The 3,440-nt window shown below is 77.0% G+C and carries 2 protein-coding genes; both read left to right on the top strand.

The window, feature by feature from the left end; genetic code table 11:
• Nucleotides 1–1,581 (top strand): SDR family NAD(P)-dependent oxidoreductase (locus tag ACFVXK_RS37610; RefSeq protein ID WP_389621579.1); only part of this gene is annotated, 1,581 nt, incomplete at its 5' end.
• Between the two features lie 45 nt (nt 1,582–1,626).
• A partial coding sequence (locus ACFVXK_RS37605) for a type I polyketide synthase (RefSeq protein WP_389621576.1) occupies nt 1,627–3,440 on the top strand: 1,814 nt, incomplete at its 3' end.

Raw genomic sequence — 3,440 nt, 5'->3', positions numbered from 1 at the left:
GTCCAGTCCGAACACCCCGGACGCCTCGTCCTCGTGGACCTGGACGGGGACGCGGAGCCCGCCCGGGTGGCGGCTGCCCTGGCCACCGGGGAGCCGCAGTGCGCCGTCCGGGACGGCGCGGTGCTCGTGCCCCGGCTGGTACGCACGCCCGCCCCCGCCGCCGCCCCCCTGGGCCTGGACCCGGACGGCACGGTCCTGGTGACCGGCGCGACGGGCGCCCTGGGCCGGCTGGTGTCCCGGCACCTCGTCACCGCGCACGGCGCCCGGCACCTGCTGCTGACCAGCCGCCGCGGGCCCGCCGCCGACGGCGCGGCCGACCTGGCCGCCGAACTGGGCGCGCTGGGCGCCGAGGTGACCCTGGCCGCCTGCGACGCGGCCGACCGGACCGCGCTCGCCGCCGTACTCGGCGCGGTCCCCGCCGCCCACCCGCTGACCGCGGTCGTCCACGCGGCCGGGGTCCTGGACGACGCCCCCGTCGGGTCGCTCACCCCCGAACGCCTGGACCGGGTCCTCGCCCCCAAGACGGACGCGGCCTTCCACCTGCACGAACTGACCCGGGACCAGGACCTCAAGGCCTTCGTGCTGTTCTCCTCGCTCGCCGGTACCCTCGGCACCGCCGGCCAGGCCAACTACGCCGCGGCCAACGCCTGCCTGGACGCGCTGGCCGGGACACGGCGGGCGGCGGGACTCCCGGGCCTCTCCCTGGCCTGGGGCCCCTGGGCGGACGCCGAGGGCCCGCACGGCATGCTGGGCGCGGCCGGTACCGGGGCACTCGCCCGGATGGCCCGGGCGGGCGTCTCGCCGCTGGCCCCGGACGAGGGCCTCGCCCTCTTCGACGCGGCCGTCGCCGCGCCGGAGGCGGACACCGAGGCCGCCGACGACGGCGCGGGGGCCGTGCTGCTGCCCGTACGGCTCAACCTGCCCGCCCTGCGCCGGGGCGCCGCGACCCGGCCCGTGCCCGCCCTGCTCCGCGGCCTCGTACGGACCCCGGCCCGCCCGGCGGCCGACCCGGTGGAAGCGGCCGGCGTGCTGGCCGCACAGTTGGCGGGCGCCCCGGACGAGAAGCGCCGGCGGATCCTCCTCGGGCTCGTGCGGACCCAGGTGGCGGCCGTGCTGGGCCACACCTCCGCCGAGGCCGTCGGCGCCTCCCAGGCCTTCCGGGACCTCGGCTTCGACTCGCTGACCGCCGTCGAACTCCGCAACCACCTGGGCACCGCCACCGGACTCGCCCTCCCGGCGAGCCTGCTGTTCGACCACCCCACCCCGGAGGCCCTCGCCGGGCACCTGGCCGCCGCGCTGCCCGCCGACGGCGGGGCGGCGGCCCCCTCGCTGCTCGCCGAGATCGACCGCCTGGAGAGCGCGTTCGCCCGGGCCCCGCAGGACCGGGCCGTACGCGCCACCGCCGCCCTGCGGCTGGAGGTCCTCCTCGCGAAATGGCGCGAGGCGTCGGCCGGCCCCGGGTCCGCTCCCGGCGCGCCGGCCCCCGGACCCGACACCGGGGACGGCGCCGAGGCCGAGGTGGCGCAGGCCTCCGACGAGGAACTCTTCGACCTGCTCGACGGCGAGCTCGACACCCACTGATCGACCAGCCCGCCCATCCCTTCGCGTTGAGGAACAGAAACCCAGATGACGACCGATGTGAACAAGCTCCGCGACTACCTCAAGCGCGCCACCGTCGATCTGCGCCACGCGCGCCGGCGACTGCGCGAGGCCGAGGGCAGGAACCGCGAGCCGATCGCGATCGTGGGCATGAGCTGCCGCTTCCCCGGCGGCGTCGAGTCCCCCGAGGACCTGTGGGACCTGGTCGAGGCGGGCCGCGACGCGATATCCGGCTTCCCCACCGACCGGGGCTGGGACCTCGACGCCCTCTACGACCCGGACCCCGAGAACCCCGGCACCACCTACACCCGCGAAGGCGGATTCCTGCACGGGGCGGCCGGGTTCGACGCGGGCTTCTTCGGGATCGGCCCGCGCGAGGCCCTCGCCATGGACCCCCAGCAGCGGCTCGTCCTCGAAGCCGCCTGGGAGGCGGTCGAGCGCGCCGAGATGGACCCGCAGTCCCTGCGCGGCAGCCGTACCGGCGTGTTCGCCGGTGTCATGTACCACGACTACGTCTCCCGCCTCCCCGCCATGCCCGAGGGCATCGAGGGGTACGTGAGCACCGGCAACACCGGCAGCGTGGTCTCCGGCCGCATCGCCTACACCCTCGGCCTGGAGGGGCCGGCCGTCACCATCGACACCGCCTGCTCCTCCTCCCTCGTGGCCCTGCACCTCGCCGTCCAGGCCCTCCGGCAGGGCGAATGCGACCTCGCGCTCGCGGGCGGCGTCACCGTGATGGCCGGCCCCACCACCTTCGTGGAGTTCAGCCGCCAGCGCGGGCTCTCGCCCGACGGCCGCTGCCGGGCGTTCTCCGCGGCGGCCGACGGCACCGGCTGGTCCGAGGGCGTCGGCATGCTGCTCGTCGAGCGCCTCTCCGACGCGGTCCGGCTCGGCCACCCCGTACTGGCCGTGGTCCGCGGCTCCGCCGTCAACCAGGACGGCGCGTCGAACGGCCTGACGGCCCCCAACGGGCCCGCCCAGCAGCGGGTCATCCACCAGGCCCTGGCCAACGGTCTGCTGTCCCCGTCCGACGTGGACCTCGTCGAGGCGCACGGAACCGGCACCACCCTCGGCGACCCGATCGAGGCCCAGGCCCTGCTCGCCGCCTACGGCCGGGAACGGCCCGGCGACCGGCCCCTGTGGCTGGGCTCCGTCAAGTCCAACCTGGGCCACACCCAGGCCGCGGCCGGTGTCGCGGGCGTCATCAAGACGGTGCAGGCGCTGCGTCACGGCATCCTGCCGAAGACCCTGCACGCGCAGGAGCCGACCCCGCACGTCGACTGGTCCTCGGGGGCCGTCTCGCTGGTCACGGAGAACACCGCCTGGCCCGAGACGGAGCCGGGCCGCCCCCGCCGCGCGGCCGTCTCCGCCTTCGGCGTGAGCGGCACGAACGCCCACGTCGTCCTGGAACAGCACCTCCCCGAACCACAGCCCGCGGCGGCCCCGGAACGACCCGAAACCCCAAGCACGACCACCACCTCCGGCACGACCACCACCTCTGGCACGGCCAGCGCTCCGGCCGGGGCGGCTGCTCCCGGCGCGGCCGACTCTGCAGGCGGGCCCGTCACTTCCGGCGCGGCCGTGGCGTTCGGCGTGGCCGATGTCTCCGGCGGGGTGGGCGCCTCGGGTGGGGCTGCCGTTCCCGGCACGGTCGGCGTTCTGGCCGGGGCGGCTGCTCCCGGCGCGGCCGACGTCGTAGGCGTGGCCGCCTCTGCCGACGGGCCCGTTGCCTCGGGCGCGGCTGTGGCGTTCGGCGTGGCCGATGTCTCCGGCGGGGTGGGCGCCTCGGGTGGGGCTGCCGTTCCCGGCACGACCAGCCTTCCGGCCGGGGCTGGCGCCTC

Source organism: Streptomyces sp. NPDC058157, from assembly GCF_042884105.1.
GTDB lineage: Bacteria > Actinomycetota > Actinomycetes > Streptomycetales > Streptomycetaceae > Streptomyces.
This window is presented reverse-complemented; position numbering and strand designations above follow the sequence as displayed.